General features: G+C 64.4%; 16 protein-coding genes and 1 tRNA gene. 6 read left to right on the forward strand and 11 right to left on the reverse strand.

The window, feature by feature from the left end:
* Positions 1–3: 3 nt before the first annotated feature.
* Genes ABIC03_RS17785 through ABIC03_RS17805 form a run of 5 tightly spaced genes read left to right on the forward strand, consistent with a single transcriptional unit; the run spans position 4 to position 4,446 of the window.
* Positions 4–1,266: a cytochrome c gene (locus tag ABIC03_RS17785; protein WP_354059558.1), complete on the forward strand. Its 1,263-nt coding sequence runs from the start codon at positions 4–6 to the stop codon at positions 1,264–1,266.
* Positions 1,267–1,273: 7 nt separating this feature from the next.
* Positions 1,274–1,450 (forward strand): hypothetical protein, encoded by a 177-nt coding sequence (locus ABIC03_RS17790; protein ID WP_275172584.1) that lies wholly within the window; start codon positions 1,274–1,276, stop codon positions 1,448–1,450.
* A complete protein-coding gene (locus ABIC03_RS17795; protein WP_354059561.1) occupies positions 1,447–2,022 on the forward strand; it encodes a cupredoxin domain-containing protein in 576 nt (191 codons plus the stop codon). Before ABIC03_RS17790 ends, ABIC03_RS17795 begins: the two co-directional genes overlap by 4 nt.
* Entirely contained in the window at positions 2,009–3,631 is a 1,623-nt protein-coding gene (locus ABIC03_RS17800; protein WP_354059563.1) for a b(o/a)3-type cytochrome-c oxidase subunit 1, read from the forward strand. Before ABIC03_RS17795 ends, ABIC03_RS17800 begins: the two co-directional genes overlap by 14 nt.
* Positions 3,631–4,446, forward strand: coding sequence for a c-type cytochrome (locus tag ABIC03_RS17805; RefSeq protein ID WP_354059565.1), 816 nt, complete (start codon positions 3,631–3,633; stop codon positions 4,444–4,446). The genes ABIC03_RS17800 and ABIC03_RS17805 overlap by 1 nt, the downstream gene beginning before the upstream one ends.
* A gap of 17 nt (positions 4,447–4,463) precedes the next feature.
* Here the strand turns inward: ABIC03_RS17805 and ABIC03_RS17810 are convergent, their stop codons facing one another.
* Entirely contained in the window at positions 4,464–4,934 is a 471-nt protein-coding gene (locus ABIC03_RS17810; RefSeq protein WP_007591145.1) for a type II toxin-antitoxin system RatA family toxin, read from the reverse strand.
* A 6-nt stretch (positions 4,935–4,940) separates the two neighbouring features.
* The gene (gene lipA / locus ABIC03_RS17815; protein WP_354059568.1) at positions 4,941–5,897 is read right to left on the reverse strand and encodes a lipoyl synthase; all 957 of its coding nucleotides are present in this window, start codon (positions 5,895–5,897) and stop codon (positions 4,941–4,943) included.
* Between the two features lie 130 nt (positions 5,898–6,027).
* On the opposite strand from lipA, the gene ABIC03_RS17820 reads away from it, so the two are divergent.
* Positions 6,028–6,630 carry a DNA-3-methyladenine glycosylase gene (locus tag ABIC03_RS17820; protein ID WP_275172590.1) on the forward strand — a complete coding sequence of 201 codons (603 nt, stop codon included), beginning with the start codon at positions 6,028–6,030 and terminating at the stop codon, positions 6,628–6,630.
* Positions 6,631–6,632: 2 nt separating this feature from the next.
* On the opposite strand, the gene ABIC03_RS17825 is transcribed toward ABIC03_RS17820, so the two are convergent.
* The 9 genes from ABIC03_RS17825 to ABIC03_RS17865 all read right to left on the reverse strand — a co-directional run bounded on the left by ABIC03_RS17825 (position 6,633) and on the right by ABIC03_RS17865 (position 17,777).
* Positions 6,633–9,509 (reverse strand): valine--tRNA ligase, encoded by a 2,877-nt coding sequence (locus ABIC03_RS17825; protein ID WP_354059571.1) that lies wholly within the window; start codon positions 9,507–9,509, stop codon positions 6,633–6,635.
* A gap of 145 nt (positions 9,510–9,654) precedes the next feature.
* Entirely contained in the window at positions 9,655–10,428 is a 774-nt protein-coding gene (locus ABIC03_RS17830) for a PopZ family protein (RefSeq protein ID WP_354059573.1), read from the reverse strand.
* 305 nt (positions 10,429–10,733) lie between these two features.
* Positions 10,734–12,125 carry a TolC family outer membrane protein gene (locus ABIC03_RS17835; protein WP_354059575.1) on the reverse strand — a complete coding sequence of 464 codons (1,392 nt, stop codon included), beginning with the start codon at positions 12,123–12,125 and terminating at the stop codon, positions 10,734–10,736.
* A 214-nt stretch (positions 12,126–12,339) separates the two neighbouring features.
* Positions 12,340–13,002: a protein-L-isoaspartate O-methyltransferase family protein gene (locus ABIC03_RS17840; RefSeq protein ID WP_275172594.1), complete on the reverse strand. Its 663-nt coding sequence runs from the start codon at positions 13,000–13,002 to the stop codon at positions 12,340–12,342.
* Positions 13,003–13,137: 135 nt separating this feature from the next.
* A complete protein-coding gene (locus ABIC03_RS17845) occupies positions 13,138–13,317 on the reverse strand; it encodes a hypothetical protein (protein ID WP_007591158.1) in 180 nt (59 codons plus the stop codon).
* 175 nt (positions 13,318–13,492) lie between these two features.
* A tRNA-Asn gene (locus ABIC03_RS17850) sits at positions 13,493–13,567 on the reverse strand.
* A gap of 134 nt (positions 13,568–13,701) precedes the next feature.
* Positions 13,702–14,070 carry a hypothetical protein gene (locus ABIC03_RS17855; protein ID WP_275172595.1) on the reverse strand — a complete coding sequence of 123 codons (369 nt, stop codon included), beginning with the start codon at positions 14,068–14,070 and terminating at the stop codon, positions 13,702–13,704.
* Between the two features lie 959 nt (positions 14,071–15,029).
* Complete coding sequence (locus ABIC03_RS17860; protein ID WP_354059579.1) at positions 15,030–15,428, reverse strand: RidA family protein; 399 nt, start codon at positions 15,426–15,428, stop codon at positions 15,030–15,032.
* A gap of 15 nt (positions 15,429–15,443) precedes the next feature.
* The gene (locus ABIC03_RS17865; protein ID WP_354059696.1) at positions 15,444–17,777 is read right to left on the reverse strand and encodes an acetamidase/formamidase family protein; all 2,334 of its coding nucleotides are present in this window, start codon (positions 17,775–17,777) and stop codon (positions 15,444–15,446) included.
* Positions 17,778–17,870 lie beyond the last annotated feature (93 nt).

Genomic DNA, 17,870 nt, shown 5'->3' on the forward strand with positions numbered 1-17,870 from the left:
CGGATGATGGGCTTCAAATTGTCGATCAAGCTCCTGTCCATCAAGTTGCTCGCCATCGCCGCGTTCATCACGGCAGCAGCAGCGCAGGACAAGGACAAGACAGGCGACATCGTCGCACGCGGCGAATATCTGGCCCGGGCCGGCGATTGCACCGCCTGTCATACCGCACCGGAAGGACGTCTGTTTGCCGGCGGCCGTGCCATGCCGACCCCGTTTGGCACGCTGTACACCTCCAACATCACGCCAGATCCGGAGACCGGCATCGGCAAGTGGAGTGCCGACGACTTCTACAAGACCATGCACAGCGGCCGCTTTCCCGATGGCGGGCTGATCTACCCGGCGATGCCGTTTGCGTCCTACACCAAGGTCACGCGCGCCGACAGCGACGCGATCTTCGCCTATCTGCGCTCGGTTGCGCCGGTGAACCAGAAGAACAAGCCGCACGAATTGCGTTTCCCTTACGATAACCGCCAGCTCATCCTCGGCTGGCGCACGCTGTTCTTCAGCGAGGGCGAGTTCAAGCCTGATCCGAAGAAATCTGCGGAATGGAATCGCGGCGCCTATCTGGTCGAGGGCCTCGGCCATTGCGGCATGTGCCATTCGCCGATCAACGCGCTCGGCGGCACCTCGCAATCGGACGCCTTCAAAGGCGGCCTGATCCCGATGCAGAACTGGTACGCGCCCTCGCTGACGTCAAACCGTGAGGCCGGGCTCGGCGATTGGAGCATCAAGGACATCACGGATCTGCTCCAGACCGGCGTCTCCATGCGCGGCGTGGTTTACGGCCCGATGGCCGAGGTCGTGCACAACAGCCTGCAATATCTCAACGACGAAGACACCAGGGCGATGGCGGTCTACCTCAAGGGTATCGCGGAGCCCTCGCCTCCGCCGGCCGCGAGCTCGGCGCTGCCGACCAGCGAGAGCAGCCTTCTGATCAGCCTCGGCAAGACCGTCTACGACAAGAATTGCGCGAGCTGTCATGGCACCCAGGGCGAGGGCAAGCCGCCGCACTGGCCGCCGCTTGCCAACAACCAGTCGATCGAGATGCAGTCGGCGGTCAACCCGATCCGCATGGTGCTCAATGGCGGCTATCCGCCTGGCACCAAGGGCAACCCGATGCCCTACGGCATGCCGCCCTTCGCCGGCCTCCTCTCCGACAACGAGGTCGCCGCCGTCGTCTCCTACATCCGCACCGCCTGGGGCAATCGCGGCACGACGGTCTCGGCGCGCGAGGCCAACGAGCTGCGCTCGGCACCGCTGAACTGAGGGCCCCATGTTCAATTCCGATCCGCCGACCAGCCCAGCCGCCGCCGACCAGGCGATCGAGGAGGTCGTGGCGCAGGGCCCATCAGGCGCGATCGTGGTCGCCGGCATCGCTACGGCCTGCGTGGTCGCGATGTGGTTCGCCTTCTATCTGTTCGTGTTCCTGCCGCGCGGGTCGCTGCAATGAGCGTCGAGGGATCTCACAGCAACGGCAGCGCCAGCGCCGAGGTCGCAGCCCGCGTCGAGCGGCGCTGGGCTAGCATCGCGGTGATCATCGTCGTGATGATGGCGTTGCTGGCGGCATTCGCCGGCATCCATCGCGCGACCATGCCGCAACCGCGCGTCGAGACCACCGATCCCTCGCGGCTGCATTTGACCGGCGAATTTGTCGAAAGCAATCTCGGCAGCGTGCTGGAAACCAATGGCAATGTGACCGTGCGCGCGATCGGCCAGCAATATTCCTTCACGCCGGCCTGCATCGTGGTGCCCGTCGACACGCCGATCACGCTGCGCGCCACCAGCGCCGACGTCGTCCACGGCATCCTGATCCAGGGCACCAACGTCAACACCATGCTGGTGCCGGGCTACATCTCCGAGCAGCTCATGCGCTTTACCAAGAGCGGCGACTATCTGATGCCCTGCCAGGAGTTTTGCTCCTTCGGCCACGAGGGCATGTGGGGCAAGGTCAAGGTGATCGACAAGGCGGACTTCGCGAACCGCGCTAAGGGTGGCGGGAGGCTGAGCTGTGTTGGTCAATAGAAAGCTCATCCTCGCCCATTTCTGGCTGGCCTTCGCCGTGTTCGGCATCGCGCTCACGCTCGGCGCCTGGCAAATGTTCATCCGCAGCCCGATCGGCACCTGGCTGTCCAATCCCGAGCTCTATTACCGCTCGCTGACCGCGCACGGCACGGTGATGGGCTACGTCTTCCCGACCCTGGTCGCGATGGGCTTCGGCTACGTCATCAGCGAGTCTGCGCTGCAGCAGCGGCTGGTCGGTGTGCGCTGGGCCTGGGCGGGATTCTGGCTGATTGTGGTCGGCGCGATCATGGCAATGGTCCCGGTCGGGCTCGGCCGCGCCTCGGTGCTCTACACCTTCTATCCGCCGCTGATCGGCAACGTCTTCTACTATCTCGGCGTCGTGCTGGTCGTGGTCGGCTCCTGGATCTGGGTCGCGCTGATGTCGGTCAATCTGCGCGTCTGGCGCAGGGCCCATCCCGGCGCGCCGGTGCCGCTGGCGATGTTCGCCAATGTCGCGGGCTCGTATCTGTGGGCCTGGACCGCGGTCGGCGCCGCGCTCGAGCTGCTGCTCCAGATCATTCCGGTCGCGGCCGGGCTGAAGGCCACCATCGACGCCGGCCTTGCGCGCGTGTTCTTCTCCTGGACGCTGCACGCCATCGTCTATTTCTGGCTGATGCCGACCTACATCGCCTATTACACAATCGTGCCGCGCGCGATCGGTGGTCGCATCTATTCCGACAGCATGGCGCGGATCTCCTTCATCCTGTTCCTGGTGGTCGCGATGCCGATCGGCATGCACCACACCTTCGCCGATCCGCAGGTCGGCGCCGGCTTCAAGTTCATTCATTCGGCCTTCACCGCGCTGGTCGCGCTGCCTACGCTGCTGACCGTGTTCACGATCTGCGCCTCCGTCGAGATCGCGGCGCGCCTGCGCGGCGGCCGCGGCATGTTCGGCTGGATCAGGGCCCTGCCCTGGGACAACCTGATGATGCTGGCCCTCGCCTTTTCCTTCGTCATGCTCGGCTTCGGCGGCGCCGGCGGCCTCATCAATATGAGCTATCAGCTCGATGCGTCGATCCACAACACGCAGTGGATCACCGGCCATTTCCACCTGATTTTCGGCGGCGCCATCGTGATCATGTATTTTGCAATCGCATATGATCTGTGGCCGCATCTGACCGGGCGCGAGCTGATCGATCTCCGCCTGATCCGCACCCAGCTCTGGCTGTGGTTCATCGGCATGATCGTCACGACCTTTCCCTGGCATTGGGTCGGCATTCTCGGGATGCCGCGCCGCATGGCCTATTTCGACTTCGGCGATCCCGCGATCGCTCCGCAGGCACTCTCGGTCACCCTCTCGGCAATTGGCGGCTTCATCCTGCTGGCGTCGGGCATCATGTTCATCGTTATCCTGGCCCGCGGCATGCGTGCGCCGCTGGTCGACGCCGGCCCCTATCGCTTTGCGCTGGCCGTGCACCAGCCCACAACGGTCCCGGTCGCGCTCAACACCCACGCGCTGTGGGTGGCGCTGATGATCGCGCTGACCCTCACCAATTACGGCTATCCGATCCTGAATCTGGCGCTGAGCGAGGGCACGTCGGTGCCCGCCGTCTATGTGGGAGCGCAGTGATGAGTGCGCGCGATCTCTTCACCCTCACCAATCGTCATTTCAAGACGAGTGTCGGCATCACGGCCGCGTTCTTCGTCGTGACGGCGATTGCGGGCTTTATCGTGCTGCCTTTCGCACAGCCCTGGGTTCAGTTCGCCAATGTCTGGGACGCGATCTGCAGCGCGGCCGGTGTGCCGCAACGCGCGGCAAGCGTGACTCCGCCGGAGCAGATCAAGCGCCTGTCGGGAGTCGTGCTGACGTCGAACACGCTGTCGCGCCCGAGCCAGGAGGCGATCGGCCGCGGTGCCACGTTGGCGCAGCGCTGCGCGATCTGTCATGGCCCGACGGGTGTCAGCCGCGCGGACTCACCCAATCTCGCGGGTCAATATGCCGCCGTGATCTACAAGGAGCTGCACGATTTCCGCACGGGCGCGCGCACCAATGCAGTGATGTCGCCGTTCGCCGTCAATTTGACGGACCAGGAGATCGCAGATCTCTCGAACTATTACGCTTACCTGCCGCGGCTGCCGGCCTATCACCCGACGCCGCAATTGCCCAAGCCAAACATCGTGATCTACGGCGCACCGATGCGCGGCATCGCGCCCTGCGGCGCCTGCCACGGCAGCCTCGACAACAAGACCGGCAGCCCGTGGCTCGAAGGCCAGTCCGAGGCCTACATGAAGGCACAACTGCAGGCCTTCGCCACCGGTGAGCGCCGTAACGACATCAGCCAGCAGATGCGCAACATCGCGCGTGCGATGACGCCGCAGGAGATCGAGCAGGCCGCAGGGTACTATGCCTCGCAGCCACCGGATGTCGTGAAGGCGGTGGATTGAGACGGGCTCTTAATCCACTACGACGACGCCAGCTTCCGCCGTCCGTAGATCGCGTCCGCTCGCTTCTCGAACGCGATGGAAAATCGCGCGAACGCGGCGTCGAACATCGAGCCCATCAGGAGCGCCAGCATGCGGCTCTTGAACTCGTAGGCAAGGAAGAAGCCGACATCGCAAACGCTCTCGCCTTTGGGCTCGAACGTCCAACGGTTTTCCAGATTGCTGAAGGGACCTTGCAGATATTCGACCAGGATCTTCAAATTGGCGCGGTCGAGTGTCACGCGGCTGGTGAAGGATTCCCTGACCAGCTTGAACGACACCGTCATGTCCGCGACCAGCACCTCGGTGCCGTCGGGTTTCGCCATGCGCTGACGGACCTTCAGCGCGCTGCACAGCGGCACGAATTCCGGGTAGCGCTCGACGTCGGCGACCAGATCAAACATCTCGGACGCGCTGTGATCGACACGGCGCTTGCTCGAAAAATTGGGCATGGCGATTCAGCGGGCGCTTGCTGCCCGCGCGGCCTTCAGTTTCGCAAAATCCTCGCCGGCATGATGCGACGAACGGGTGAGCGGGCTCGCCGACACCATCAGGAAGCCCTTGGTGTAGGCGACCTTCTCGTAGGACGAAAACTCGTCCGGCGGCACGTAACGCATCACGGCGTGATGCTTGCGGGTCGGCTGGAGATATTGCCCGATGGTCAGGAAATCGACGTCGGCCGAACGCAGATCGTCCATCACCTGCTGCACCTCGTGGCGCTCCTCGCCGAGGCCGACCATGATGCCGGACTTGGTGAAGATGGTGGGATCGAGCTCCTTGACCCGCTGCAGCAGCCGGATCGAATGGAAATAGCGCGCGCCCGGCCGCACGGTGAGATAGCACGACGGCACGGTCTCGAGATTGTGGTTGAACACGTCGGGCTTCGCCGCGACGACGACCTCCAGCGCCCCCTCCTTGCGCAAGAAATCCGGTGTCAGGATCTCGATCGTGGTCGAGGGGCACGCGGCGCGGATCGCGCGGATGGTCTGGGCGAAATGATCGGCGCCGCCGTCGGCGAGATCGTCGCGGTCGACGGAGGTGATGACGACATGGGCAAGGCCGAGCTTGGCCACGGCCTCACCAACGTTCTGCGGCTCGGCCGCGTCGAGCGCGTTCGGCATGCCGGTCTTGACGTTGCAGAACGCACAGGCGCGGGTGCAGGTGTCGCCCATGATCATGAAGGTCGCGTGCTTCTTGTCCCAGCACTCGCCGATATTCGGGCAGCCCGCCTCCTCGCACACCGTGTGCAGGCCGTTGGCGCGCACGATGTTGCGGGTGTCGGCATAGCCGCGGGTGTTGGGCGCGCGTACGCGGATCCAGTCCGGCTTCGGCGGCGAAGCGGAATCGGGCCGATTCACCTTTTCGGGGTGACGTGGGCGCAGCGGGTTCGAGATGGTATCGACAATAACGACCATGGGGTGTCCGGTCTGACCAAGTCCTACCTAGTCGGTCTGGCCGGGCATCGCAACCCGGCTCGCCCCGCTTCAGGGAACATGGCAGATATGGGCAATATCCTGCTCTGTTCTCTGGCGATTCTCACCTCGAATGGCTCCAGTCTCGAAGACCTCTACCCCCCGGCTCGGCAAAGCCCTGAAGCGTGCCTTTTTCGCACGCAGCGTCCACGAGGTCGCGCCCGACCTGATCGGTGCGACCATGCTGGTCGATGGCGTCGGCGGCCTCATTGTCGAAGTCGAGGCCTATCATCATACCGAGCCGGCGGCGCACTCCTATCGAGGCCCGACGCCGCGGAACCAGGTGATGTTCGGCCCGCCCGGCTTTGCCTATGTCTACCGCTCCTACGGCATCCACTGGTGCGTGAACTTCGTCTGCGAGGAGGAAGGCTCGGCCAGCGCCGTGCTGATCCGCGCGCTGGAGCCGACCCACGGCATCGCCGCGATGCGTCGGCGGCGCCATCTCCAGGATTTGCACGCGTTGTGCTCGGGCCCGGGCAAGCTGACCGAAGCGCTCGGCATCACCATCGTGCACAATGCCTTGCCGCTGGACCGTCCGCCGATCGCGCTGCATGCGCGGACGGAGGATTTGGAGGTCGTGGCCGGAATCCGGATCGGCATCACCAAAGCCGTCGAGCTGCCCTGGCGCTATGGCGTCAGGGGCTCGAAATTCCTCAGCAAGCCGTTTCCGAAATAAGCTTACGACGCCTGCTTGAGCCGCTCCAGCGCCTCGAGCAGCTTGGCTTTGCGGGCGAGCGCGGCCTCGCGCTTCTCGCGCTCCTCCTCGACGACCTCCTCGGCGGCGTTGGCCACGAATTTCTCGTTTGCCAGCTTGGACTCGGCGCGCTTGATGTCGGCGTCGGCCTTGCCGATCTCCTTGTCGAGACGCGTGCGCTCGGCGGCGACGTCGATCACGCCCTTCAGCGGCAGCGCAGCCACCTCGCCGCGCACCAGGAGCTGGACCGCGCCGTCGGGCGCACGGTCGGCGAAGGCGATGTCCGACAGCCGGGCCATGCGCTTGATGACGTCGCTCCAGCGCGGCGCGCGCTCCTTCGTCTCGGCCGAGGCCCCTGCGAGCACCAGCGCCGTGAGGGTCGCCGGCGGGATGTTCATCTCGGCGCGCACCGAACGGATCTGCGTGACGAGGTCGATCACCCAGCCGATCTCGGCCTCGGCCGCGGGATCGTTGAAGTCGGCATGGTCGAAGATCGGCAGCACCCAAACCGGCGAGACGAGCGCGTCGGTCGGCCCCGCCGTCGCCGCGAGCATCGCAAGCTGCTCCGGCGTCGGCCCGGCCGGCTTCAGCGGCCACGGTGCCAGCGCGAGCAAACCGTCGCGCTTGGCCGTCACCTCCCACAGCTCCTCGGTGATGAAGGGCATGAAGGGGTGCAGCAGTTTCAGGATCTCGTCGCGCGCCCATGCCACCATGGCGCGGGTCTCGGCCTTGGCAGGACTGTCGGGACCGAGCAGCACGGGTTTTGCGAGCTCGAGATACCAATCGCAATAGACGTTCCAGACGAAGCGATAGATGCTGCCGGCGGCGTCGTTGAAGCGATAGGCGTCGATCGCCTCGGTCACCTCGCGCGTGGTGTGCGCGCTCTCATGCGCGATCCAGCGGTTCAGCGTCTCCTTGACCTTGGCCGGCTCGAAACCCTCGGGCACGGCGCAGTGGTTCATCTCCGCGAAGCGCGACGCATTCCAGAGCTTGGTCGCGAAATTGCGATAGCCCTCGACACGGCTGGTGGCGAGCTTGATGTCGCGTCCCTGTGCGGCCATCGCCGCCAGCGTGAAGCGCAGCGCGTCGGCGCCATATTGGTCGATCAGGCTGAGCGGATCGATGACGTTGCCCTTCGACTTCGACATCTTGGCGCCCTTCTCGTCACGGACGAGGGCATGGATGTAGATGGTCGAGAATGGCACCTCCTTCATGAAGTGGAGGCCCATCATCATCATGCGGGCGACCCAGAAGAAGATGATGTCGAAGCCGGTCACCAGCGCATTGGTCGGGTAGTAACGCTGCACTTCCGGCGCGTCTGCGGGCCAGCCGAGGGTCGAGAAGGGCCACAGCGCCGAGGAGAACCAGGTGTCGAGCACGTCTTCGTCGCGCGTGATGAAGCCATCACGCTTGTTGCGGTCGAGCGCCATCTCGCGGCCTTGCTCGACCGTGATGACTTCCTGCTCGACGTAATAGCCGAGGGCGTGGCTGACGGCCTCCTCCTCGGTCTCGGCGACGAACACCTTGCCGTCGGGACCGTACCAGGCCGGGATCTGGTGACCCCACCAGAGCTGGCGCGAGATGCACCAGGGCTGGATGTTCTCCATCCACTCGAAGTAAGTCTTTTCCCAGTTCTTCGGCACGAAGGTGGTTTCGCCCGAACGCACGGCGGCCATCGCGGGCTTCGCCAGCGTCTTGGCGTCGACATACCACTGGTCGGTCAGATAGGGCTCGATCACCGTGCCGGAGCGGTCGCCATGCGGCACCATGTGGGTGTGGGGCTCGATCCGCTCGACGAAGCCGAACGATTCCAGCCGCTCGACGATGCGCTTGCGCGCTGCAAAGCGATCGAGCTTGTTGAACTCCTCGGCGAACTGCGCGGCACCTTCCGGCAGGTCTCGCAGATAATCCTCGTTGTCGAGGAGATCGAGACAACCTTCCTTGTCGATGACGCTGATCCGGGCGAGGCCGTGGCGATTGCCGACTTCGAAGTCGTTGAAGTCGTGCGCCGGTGTCACCTTCACCGCGCCCGAGCCCTTCTCCGGATCGGAATAGTCGTCGGCGACGATCCGGATCTTGCGGCCGACCAGCGGCAGGATCACGTTCTTGCCGACCAGCTTCTGATAGCGCTCGTCTTCGGGATGCACGGCGACGCCGGTATCGCCGAGCATGGTCTCCGGGCGCGTGGTGGCAACGACGATGAAGCTCGAGGGATCCTCGGGGCTGAACGTCGTGCCCTCGATCGGATAGCGCAAGTACCAGAGGCTACCCTTGACCTCGGTCTGTTGCACTTCGAGATCGGAGATCGCGGTGAGCAGCTTGGTGTCCCAGTTCACCAGCCGCTTGTCCTTATAGATCAGGCCGTCGCGGTGCAGCTCGACGAACACCTTGACCACGGCCTTGGACAGGCCCTCGTCCATGGTGAAGCGTTCGCGCGACCAGTCGCAGGAGGCGCCGAGCCGCTTGAGCTGGTTGATGATGGTGTCGCCGCTCTCGGCCTTCCACTGCCAGACCCGCTCCAGAAACTTCTCGCGGCCCATCTCGCGACGGCTGGGCTGCTGGCGCTCCATCAGCTGCCGCTCCACCACCATCTGGGTGGCGATGCCGGCATGGTCGGTGCCGGGCTGCCACAGCACGTCGCGGCCGCGCATGCGCTCGAAGCGGCACAGGATGTCCTGGAGCGTGTTGTTGAGGGCGTGGCCCATGTGCAGCGAGCCCGTCACGTTCGGCGGCGGGATCACGATGGTAAAGGGCACTGCGTCGCGGCGGTCGGGGCGGCCGGCCTTGAAGGCAAGGCTATCCTCCCACACGACGGACATGCGGGCTTCGATATCGGCGGGCTGGTAATTTTTCTCGATCATGGCGCTGTTAGAAAGCCGCGCACGGGGTCCAAGTCAACGGACAAGTCAACGGAAAGGTCAGGGAAAGCCAGGCGGCAACAGGGCTTTCCGGTCCGGTCGGAATATGACGCACAAGCAGGGCTTTATGAGGGCTCTGCGGCCCGATCTACCTGCCGCCGCGCGATACCCGCTCGATTTCGGCCTTCACGATGCGTTCAACGAGGCCCGGCAAATTGTCGTCCAGCCAGGATTTCAGCATCGGACGCAGCATCTCCTTGACCAGATCCTCCAGGGTTCGCGCATTGCTGCTGAGCACCGTGTGGGCCAGGGAATTGAAGGCGGATTCGACCGCGGAGACCGTCGATTGCGCCAGGATCGGCTGTTGGGGTGGCAGTGGCGGCGCATCGAAGTCCACCGGCGCATAGGATGCCGGCGTCGGACGCGGCGGCGGCGATTCGGCGAATTCGAGATCGTCGCGCGGCTCGACCTTGCGGAAGCTCGGCGGCGGCGGAGACGGCGTTGGCTCCATCGCCAGCGCCATATCGTCGGTCAATTCCAGCACGTCGGGCTCAGGTTCGGGCTCCGGCTCGGGAGCACGGATTTCCGGCGCAGCGGTGGCCGTGTCGAGCCCTGCCAGCAGCGCGTCGATATCGTCCTGATTGTTGGATGCATCCGCCTCAGGTGCGGGGGCCGGCGGCGGCGCCGGCTTGGCAGCCGGAGGCGGTGCGGGCTTCTCGGCGGCCGGTTTGGGCGGCGCGACCTTGGATGGCGGAATATCGCTGATCGCCTGCGGCTTCGCTGGCGCGGCGGGGGCGGCAGCTTTCTCGGGCTTGGCAGCATCCGCCGGTGGCGGCTTGGCCTCATCGTCGGCAATGATGCGCCGGATCGAGGCCAGAATCTCCTCCATCGAGGGTTCTGTGACCTTTGCAGGCTGCGTCATCTCCGACTCCACATCATCAACGCCCTCGCATGCGTTGTTTTACACCAAGCACGACAGGATTGGCCGGTTCCGGATGGACGGCCCGCCATTTTCGGCGCGGCAGCCCGACTTGTCCCCAGATGACGGCTCAACGTGCAGCGGTGCGCCCCTGCCCTCGGCACTCATGCTTTACGCACACGGCATCGGATGCGGAGCGAATCGGCCCGCATCTTCTTGGCAAGGCTATGTCAGGGATTTTGCTGATTGCAAGCAAAGCACCGGTCGGCTTCCGCTATTCGCGAGGCCGACCGGATGATTACGGGACTCTAGCGTCCGTCTGGCGTGCGGACGCCGGCCCAGCTGTCGCGAACCTGCTGGTAGTGAACGCTGGGATCGTAGACCGTGGTGTTGAGGCCGAGGACTTGCGGCGCGAGACGGCCGACCGCGTTGAGCACCGAATAGGACGCCACCACGCGGTCATGCTGGGCAGTGACGAGCGCGACGCGCGCGTTGACCAGCGCCTGCTGCGCGTTGAGCACGTCGAGCGTGGTGCGCTGGCCGGCCTTGGCTTCCTCGCGCACGCCGTTCAGCGCGATCTCGGAGGCCGTGACCTGCGCCTGCGCAGATTGCACCTGCGCCTTGCCGGCTTCCAACTGGCCCCAGGCCTGCACGACGTTGGCACGGGTCTGATCGCGTGTGGTTTCGAGATTCAGACGCTGCTGCGCCAGATTCTCTTTCGATTGCCGGATGAGCGCATATTCAGCGCCGCCCTGATAGATCGGCACGGAGGCGGTCGCGATGGCGGAAGCGGTCGTCGTTCGGAAGACCGTCAGGGTCTGCTGGTACGACTGGGTGATGCCAGCCTGAACCGTGAGGGTCGGCAGCAGCGCGCCTTCGTTGATCTTGACCTGGAGATAATTGACGTCAATGCCGAACATCGAGGCCGTGACGTTGGGGTTCTCCACCAGGCTGAGACCGACGGCGGAGGCGAGCGTCCCGGGCAGGAAACGATCGACCGGCGAGCCCGGCGCAAGGTTCGTCGGCTCGTTGCCGATGATCCGGCGGAAATTCGCGCGCGTCGTCGTGAGATTCGATTCGGCAGTCAGGGCCTGGGTCCTGCCGGCCGCGAGCTGTGCTTCGGATTGCGCCACGTCCGTGCGCGTCACCTCGCCGACATTGAAGCGATCGCGCGTTTGCTTGAGCGTCTGTTCGAGGACGCGCACATTGCTGCGTTGAACTTCGAGGGTGGCGGAGTCACGAAGGTAATCCATGTAGCTGGTGGCAGCCTGCAACAGGACCGTCTGCTCGAGCACGCGCAACGCCTCGCGGGACCCCGAGACCTGGCTCTCCGCCGCGCGCGTCCTGTTGGCGGTCTGATTGCCGTTGTAGAGCGTCTGGTTGATGGTCAGGCTGGCGCTATTGGGCTGAAGGGGCGGGTCGCTATGGATCGGCACAGCCTTCTGCGTCTGCTGAATATCCTGATATTGATAGCCGGTGCTGAGGTTGACCCCGACCCTGGGGCGATAGCCCGACAGCGCCTGCGGCACGTTCTCGTCAGTCGAGCGCACCTGGGCGCGCTGCGCATTGAGCTGCGGATTGTTCTGATAGGCGCGCACCAGCGCAGCCTCGATCGTATCCGCCAAGGCAGGCGTAGGCGCGGTAAGCGCCAGCAGCAGGACCGAAACCGCTGCTCCGGTGAAGAGCTTCACCCCATGCATCCAAAAATTCCGTTCATTCTAACGCCCGGCTCGTGCCCGCGAGCTGGGTTACCGTCTACGAGTGGAGTCGTTGCCCCGTCGCAACATAGGACGCGGTCAAGCGCGACGGAACTACCTGAGGGGTGTCCGCAGTGGAAACTCTTGACGTGCAGCATCCCGGCCACACTTCTGATTCAGAACGGGATTTTAACGGGCTAAAGCCGCTATCGGGCCGTCAGAAGACGAAGGCGGCCGCCCGTTCCAGCCCGGGAAGGACCGGGGCCGCGGCATCGAACAGCGCCCGATGGCCGAATTCGCCGTGGGTATGGGTCACGATCATGGCTCGCGGCGGCCTGGATTCGGCCGAAACCCCCAACAGGCGCCCACCCTCCTTGAGCTGCCCGAGCAGCCCTGCCGGCGTCACCTCGGTGGCGCCGTTGAGGACGATCACATCATAGGGGCCAGCAGCGGGATCACCCTCGGTACAGGCCGCGGCCTTGCAGGCCACGTTAGCGAGCCCGAGGGCGGCGAAGACGTCATTGGCCTTCTTGGCCAGCGCCGAATCGCATTCCGTCGCGGTGACCTGGCGGGCGAGCTTGGCGGTCAGCGCAGCGAGATAGCCCGTGGCGCAGCCGACGACCAGCACGTTGTCACCCTCGCCGATCTCGGCGGCCTGGAGCAGCTTGCCGGTCAGCTGCGGCTTCATCAGGAACCGCTTGCCGCCCCCCTCGCTGACGTCGAGATCGAGGTCGAGATACGCCAATGCCTGCCGGCTGGCCGGCACGAAGGCCTCGCGCGGAACCGTGAGCATGGCGTCGAGAACACGACGGTCGGTGACGTCACTGGTGCGCACCTGGCCATCGACCATTTTTAGGCGCGCCGTCGAGAAAACGGACATTTGCGGACCCTGCAAGGCGGACGATGCCGCGGACGAAAGTTGGCGGCATCTTTGGAACAGGCCCTGCGAAAACGCAACATGGCTCTGGCCCCGCGAACCGGGCCCTTCCGCAACTCGCAATGTCGAGGGCGAGGCCTATTCGATCGTGACCGCGAGACGGCCGATCAATGCGGCGACTTCATCCAGCCGTGCCGAATCGTGGGTCTCGACCGCGCGCGCCAGACAGGCGAGGCATTCGTCATCGCTGAGTTCGGGGATGTCCGCCGGCAAAATGGAGGGAGCCAGCGGGGAACGGTCGACCTGGATGTCTCGCATGGGAATCAGCTCCTAAAAGACCGGCCTCTGGAAGCTCGATTTCAATTGAGTCGTTTTGGCGTCACCGCGGAGGATGCCGGCTCGCCCCGGTACACATCTAATTGAGAATTTGCCGCAACGAGATCGCACGCCAGATCAGAGTCTGGACGCAAGCCACTGAAAATAAGCCGGAATTTGGCTCCCCGGGCTGGATTCGAACCAGCGACCATCCGATTAACAGTCGGATGCTCTACCGCTGAGCTACCGAGGAAAAGGGCGAACCCGTCGTTCGCGCGCGGCTGCGTATAACAAAGCCGCTTGCGCTTGCAAAGGACGAATTCGCTATCTGGCACATTGCGGCGAGGAAGGGCGCATGGCCCCTCCTCCGCCTGGCCTCAGGTCAAGTTACTCGGCGACGAACGAAGTGGTCTTGGTGCCGGAATCGTAGCGCAGCCGGAGCGCGGTGAACTTGCAGAGGTTGACGTTCTTCCAGAGCACGGTCTCGTCATAGTTCTGCCAGTCGACGCGGACGTTCCAGACACAGCCATCGTCGTCATCGTCGAACTCGACATAGGTGCTCGCCTGGTTCTGCAAAACCTTCTCCAACTCGTTGTCCCATTCGTCCATGCCATCGTCCGGGGCGTTGAAGCCCAGGAATTTGATGGCATAGCCAGTCTCGTTGACGACGGTGACGTTCCGGGCGTCAGCCGCGAACGACGGCGCGGCCGCAATCGATAGGCCGATCGCGATCAGTGCAGACAGAAAATACTTCATATGAAATTCCCCCGATCGAAACGGGCTTTCGGTGCCTGACGTCGATCGGCGCAGGCGCCGCGGCAACTAATGGCGTTGCCTTGAAGGATTCGTCGGAGGCGGAATCGAAAGGTTCGAGACGCGATCGATCCGCCTCCGGCTCGTTGCACGACGCGAGACGCGCAACGAGCCAATTCTTATCGATTCGAATTCTCCGCAGCAATGAACCGGCATTCATAGATCGGCGCGGTTTGTTGTCTCCGGCGCGGGCGCCGGCACCGCAGGATGTGATTTTCGTCGCGGCCACAGCTTCGCGTCCTCGCGGCTTGGCTCGCCCGAGCTTTGCTTCGTCTCGTACACCCTCCTCGTCAGAGGGCGCAGGGAAGACCGGGTGCCGGCTGGCACCCACGGTCCACTGTGCGAAGGTTGCACTACAAGAGGCTGCAGCGGCATACAGGTGAAGCCCAACACACGGCCTTCCCTGCGCAGTGGTTGACGGCTTATGCCGAGCTCTCCCCGGGGAGCGATGCACTATTGCCCCCGTCGCCTTGTGGATGGCTGATGCTGCGTGCCCGGTCGGGCAGCGACATCACCACAAGACTTGACGCACAGACCCCGGGCGTCAGGACGACACGGTTTTGCCGTACGCGAGCCACACCGGTCGTGTGCGCGACGCCTTCGCTCACGGTTTCCCGCCCTGCGAGGCCCTTCGCGCCGATGCTGCCCGCGTCCACCGCAGCTCACCCCACGTTTCGTGACGATCGCGATACGCCCCCTCTGACCGGGGTGAGGTGCCGACAAGATGCGATAAATCAGAATTTCTGTAAAGGCGAATATTTTCGCGCGAGCGGATTGACCTGTCGTTTGGGTGTTTTGCCCGTCGGGCGACGCAAGGTCTTGTAGCCCGGATGGAGCGCAGCGTGATCCGGGGGCCCTGTCTCCGCGGAACGAATCCCGGATTGCGCTGCGCTCCATCCGGGCTACGGACTGTCGTCTGACGGCCGACGGCACACCAGGTCGATCTCGATCAGTGCGTCATAGGCAAGTCCGGTGACGCCGACGCAGGTGCGGGCCGGCAGCCGTCCGGGCGCGAAGAATTCGCGATAGATCTCGTTCATCGCGGTGTAGTCTTCCTTGAAACGCGTGAGATAGATGCGTGTCATCACGACGTGCTCGAGACCGAGGTCGACGCCCGCCAAAACAACTTTCAGGTTCTCCATCGCCGCCCTCGTCTGTGCGACGATGCCGTCGGGCAACACGCCCGGTGTTTGCGGCGTGTCCGGCATTTGGCCGGTGACGAAGACAAAACCGTCGGTCTCCACCGCGTGGCTGAAGGGCGCGACCGGCTTCGGTCCGCCGCTGATCATGTGGAATTTCACTGGGTATCCTTCGGTTTAAGGCGCGTTCTGAAACAGGCGCTTGCTGATGATCGCGTGCACGCCCCAATTGCCGTCGACCACCTGCGTGACGCCGAAGTCGACCGCGGCCGACATCAGCGCGATCGCCTCGTCCTCGCTCAGGCCCTTCACGTTCATCAGGAAGCGTCGCATCTTGCGAAACGCATCTTTCATGGCGAGGTCGAGCGAGGACTTTGCGTAGACCTCGCTCTGGCCCTGCGCGCCGAACTCGGCGAGGTAGTTGGGATGGCTGAATCCGGTCAGGACCCAATCGGACTCGGTCTCGATCAGGGGATAAGAGAGATCGGCGAACGGCTGACCGCCGAGGTCGGCCTTCTTGTGCAGGATCACCTCGAAGGTTCCGGTCATCGAGCATTCAATCGCGGTGCCGCTCAATTCGCCGTCACCTTGCGTGGCATGGGGATCGCCGACCGACAGCAATGCGCCGGGAACGGAGACCGGAAGATAGACGGTCGCCCCCTTCCCCAAGCGCCAATTGTCGAGATTGCCGCCGAAATAGGACGGCGGCACGGAGTCGATGAAATCGACCTCGCGCGGCGCCACCGCGATCACGCCGAAATGCGGGCGCAAGGGAATGCGGATGCCGTCGAGCACGGCGTGGCGGCGCTTTACCGTGCCGGGCAAGACCGGAACGCCGGGATAGTCATAGGTGGGGTGCACCACTCCAAACGGGTCGGTCTGCGGCTCCCAGCGGTAGGAATACAGCGCGCGGGCATGCGGCGCATCGGTGTCGTCGAAGATCTCGTAGATCGTCACGACCTCGCGCGGCTTCGGCCCTGAAAGAAATTCGTCGTAATGATAGCCCCACCAGGCCGCGACCGAGGAGCCGAACACGCGGCCTGAATGTTTCGGATGACGACTTGTGCGCGGTACGATGTCGAGGATCCGCACTTCCAGCACGTCGCCGGGCTGGGCGTCCTTCACCGACACAGGCCCCGTACAGATGTGCACGCCAAAGCCTTCGCCGGCGCCGCGCCCGAATATGCTGGCATCCATCGGACCCGCGCCGCGGCGATCGACGTTCTTCCTCGCCTTGGTCCAACCGAATACGCCTTCGGCGGCCGCATCGCCCGCGATCATCAGCTCAGGATCGTCGGAGGCGTGCTGCGTCAGCGTTTCGATCGTGACGGTATCACCCGAATTGATCTCGATCTGCGGTTGTAGCGCGCGACTGAAATATCCCCAATGAACACGGTTGGCTTCGATCGGAAGATGATGATGCTTGCGTTCGGCCGTTCTCGGCTCATCGATGTCGGTAGGAGCGAGATGGCCGCGCGCCTTGGCGCTCGCCTGGTGCACGCGAAGCTGGGCCAGCGCATCCTGCGGCCAGCCGCGCTGACCGGCTATCCCCTGCTGCGTCGTCGCCCGCTCCGCCTCCTGCTGGCGAAACTCGCGCGGCGGCAGTCCGAAGCGATGGCGGAAGGCGCGGCTGAAATGCGCGGAATCGCCAAAGCCATAGGCGTAGGCGATCTCCGAGATCGAGCGATGCGACTCGGACGGATTGGACAGATCGGCCCAGGCGCGCTGCAGCCTCCGCTCGCGCACGTAGTGAGTAAAGTTGTCGCCGACGGTCTCGAACAGCTTTTGCAGATAGCGCTCGGAAATCCCTTCCGCCTGCGCGACGCGCGCCGGCACCAGTTCGGGATCGTCGAGGCGGCGTTCGATGGTCTGGCAGATCCGGTGCAGCAGTGCCGACTGCGTCGCACTCGATCCGGCGTCGGATGTCGAAGCCGCCAATTGATGGGCGAGTGTCAGCAGGAGATCGACGAGCGACTGCGTGACCGCATTCCATTCGGCATCGCTCAGCGTGTCGAGCGTGCGCGCAGTCGCGTCCATCAAGCGCGCGAAGACGTCGGCAAAGCCGCTGGGCGGAACAACCCTGGGTTCGCCGAGCCGCGGCCTACCCGAGAGGCGGCCGTGCAGCGCCTCCGACGTCACCGACAGCACGATGGCGCGCATGTCGCGCTGGAACACGATGCTCCAGTCCCCGCTCCGCGGCAGCAGCACGAGATGACCGACCGGAACGATGCGATGGCCGCCGGCGCTCTTGAGCACCATGCCGTCTTCGACCGGCATCAGCGCAATCGGCAGGTCTTCGTTGGCCTGCGTGCGCGGACCAATGGTCTGGGCGCCGGCCGCCATGCGCGTCAGCGCGACGCCTGCGGCGTGGCGATGCGACGCCGTTGCGTGCCCGTCGAGGAAGGAATGGCCCGCCGCCGGCTGCAGGCCGACCGCGGCCAGCACGTCCCGCCAGGCTTCGGGGCGGTCGTCTTGCGCGTAGGACTCGCTCGTGAAGGGACGGAAGCTCATCGGATCGACCCAGATTGCAGTGGATCGAAGCAACCTCTGTGCCAGACGCACGCGGTCATCCGTCGCAGCGACGGGCCGCAAATGACGGTCTTT

The sequence above is a fragment of the Bradyrhizobium sp. RT6a genome (genome assembly GCF_040547675.1).
In the GTDB taxonomy this organism is placed as follows: domain Bacteria; phylum Pseudomonadota; class Alphaproteobacteria; order Rhizobiales; family Xanthobacteraceae; genus Bradyrhizobium.

Excerpts from the sequence above, each read along its gene's own strand:
- ABIC03_RS17840 (WP_275172594.1), bottom strand. The coding sequence starts at position 13,002 with ATGTCCGTTTTCTCGACGGCGCGCCTAAAAATGGTCGATGGCCAGGTG.
- ABIC03_RS17835 (WP_354059575.1), bottom strand. The coding sequence starts at position 12,125 with ATGCATGGGGTGAAGCTCTTCACCGGAGCAGCGGTTTCGGTCCTGCTG.
- ABIC03_RS17825 (WP_354059571.1), bottom strand. The coding sequence starts at position 9,509 with ATGATCGAGAAAAATTACCAGCCCGCCGATATCGAAGCCCGCATGTCC.
- ABIC03_RS17795 (WP_354059561.1), top strand. The coding sequence starts at position 1,447 with ATGAGCGTCGAGGGATCTCACAGCAACGGCAGCGCCAGCGCCGAGGTC.
- ABIC03_RS17805 (WP_354059565.1), top strand. The coding sequence starts at position 3,631 with ATGAGTGCGCGCGATCTCTTCACCCTCACCAATCGTCATTTCAAGACG.
- ABIC03_RS17785 (WP_354059558.1), top strand. The coding sequence starts at position 4 with ATGATGGGCTTCAAATTGTCGATCAAGCTCCTGTCCATCAAGTTGCTC.
- ABIC03_RS17820 (WP_275172590.1), top strand. The coding sequence starts at position 6,028 with ATGGCTCCAGTCTCGAAGACCTCTACCCCCCGGCTCGGCAAAGCCCTG.
- ABIC03_RS17830 (WP_354059573.1), bottom strand. The coding sequence starts at position 10,428 with ATGACGCAGCCTGCAAAGGTCACAGAACCCTCGATGGAGGAGATTCTG.
- ABIC03_RS17810 (WP_007591145.1), bottom strand. The coding sequence starts at position 4,934 with ATGCCCAATTTTTCGAGCAAGCGCCGTGTCGATCACAGCGCGTCCGAG.
- ABIC03_RS17845 (WP_007591158.1), bottom strand. The coding sequence starts at position 13,317 with ATGCGAGACATCCAGGTCGACCGTTCCCCGCTGGCTCCCTCCATTTTG.
- ABIC03_RS17855 (WP_275172595.1), bottom strand. The coding sequence starts at position 14,070 with ATGAAGTATTTTCTGTCTGCACTGATCGCGATCGGCCTATCGATTGCG.
- ABIC03_RS17865 (WP_354059696.1), bottom strand. The coding sequence starts at position 17,777 with ATGAGCTTCCGTCCCTTCACGAGCGAGTCCTACGCGCAAGACGACCGC.
- ABIC03_RS17790 (WP_275172584.1), top strand. The coding sequence starts at position 1,274 with ATGTTCAATTCCGATCCGCCGACCAGCCCAGCCGCCGCCGACCAGGCG.
- lipA (WP_354059568.1), bottom strand. The coding sequence starts at position 5,897 with ATGGTCGTTATTGTCGATACCATCTCGAACCCGCTGCGCCCACGTCAC.